Consider the following 503-nt stretch of genomic DNA (forward strand, 5'->3'; position numbering starts at 1 on the left):
GTCGTAGCGCGCCCGCGCGTCGGTGACCTCGTTGATGTGGATCTCCGCCCAGTCTCGGATCGCGGCGAGCGGTCCGGTGAGCGTCCGCCCGAGCGGCGTCAGCCCGTACTCGACCTTCGGCGGCACGGTGGGGTGCGAGGTGCGGGTGAGCAGACCGTCGCGCTCCAGGCTGCGCAGCGTCTGGGTGAGCATCTTCTCGCTCACCCCGTCGATGGCCGCGCGCAGCTCGCCGTAGCGCTTGGTGCCCCACATCCGCACGGTGATCGAGGACGGGGTCCAGATCGTCTGGATCACCACCCCGGTCGGCGCGTCGTTGGTGAACTTGAGGTCGATCACGCTGGAACCGTCGTGGTTCTGGAACACCGTGGCCTCGCGCCCGGCCGGGTAACGGCTGATGTAGTAGCTGTGTTCCTTGTGCCCGGCGTCCTTCATGCCCGAGAAGTACGACGCGTTGTACAGCGTGGTCGCGAACTGGGAGATGCCGCCGCCGACCTCGCGCGCGG

Annotated in this window: 1 protein-coding gene; it reads right to left on the reverse strand. The window is 68.6% G+C overall.

What is annotated here, in order from left to right; all coding sequences use genetic code 11:
* A partial coding sequence (locus ABD774_RS21645) for a winged helix-turn-helix transcriptional regulator (protein ID WP_345045874.1) occupies positions 1 to 503 on the reverse strand: 503 nt, incomplete at both ends.

Source organism: Georgenia daeguensis (assembly GCF_039537705.1).
GTDB classification, from domain to species: domain Bacteria; phylum Actinomycetota; class Actinomycetes; order Actinomycetales; family Actinomycetaceae; genus Georgenia; species Georgenia daeguensis.